The sequence below is a fragment of the Photobacterium chitinilyticum genome (genome assembly GCF_004104355.1).
Taxonomy (GTDB): domain Bacteria; phylum Pseudomonadota; class Gammaproteobacteria; order Enterobacterales; family Vibrionaceae; genus Photobacterium; species Photobacterium chitinilyticum.
This window is the reverse complement of the sequence record NZ_RJLM01000207.1, coordinates 1-428: the sequence shown is the minus strand read 5'-3', so window position 1 is coordinate 428 and position 428 is coordinate 1. Positions and strand designations below refer to the sequence as shown.

At 40.2% G+C, this 428-nt stretch carries 1 protein-coding gene; it reads left to right on the top strand.

Annotation, left to right across the window (positions count from 1 at the left end):
* Positions 1-428 (top strand): 30S ribosomal protein S4 (gene rpsD / locus EDI28_RS28255; protein ID WP_199287520.1); only part of this gene is annotated, 428 nt, incomplete at both ends.

The following is a 428-nucleotide window of genomic DNA, read 5'->3' as shown; positions in this document are numbered from 1 at the left end:
AGTCTTTATGTCGCGTTACCGAGGGCCTCGTTTCAAAAAAATACGCCGTCTGGGGGCTTTACCGGGACTAACTAGTAAAAGGCCTAGAGCCGGAAGTGATCTTAGAAACCAATCGCGTTCCGGTATAAGATCTCAATATCGTATTCGTCTAGAAGAAAAACAAAAATTGCGTTTTCATTATGGTCTTACAGAACGACAATTACTTAAATATGTCCGTATCGCCGGAAAAGCCAAAGGTTCAACAGGTCAGGTTTTACTACAATTACTTGAAATGCGTTTGGATAACATCCTTTTTCGATTGGGTATGGCTTTGACTATTCCTCAAGCGCGCCAATTAGTTAATCATGGACATATTTTAGTTAATGGTCGTATAGTTGATATACCAAGTTATCGCTGCAAACCCCGAGATATTATTACAGTGAAGGATG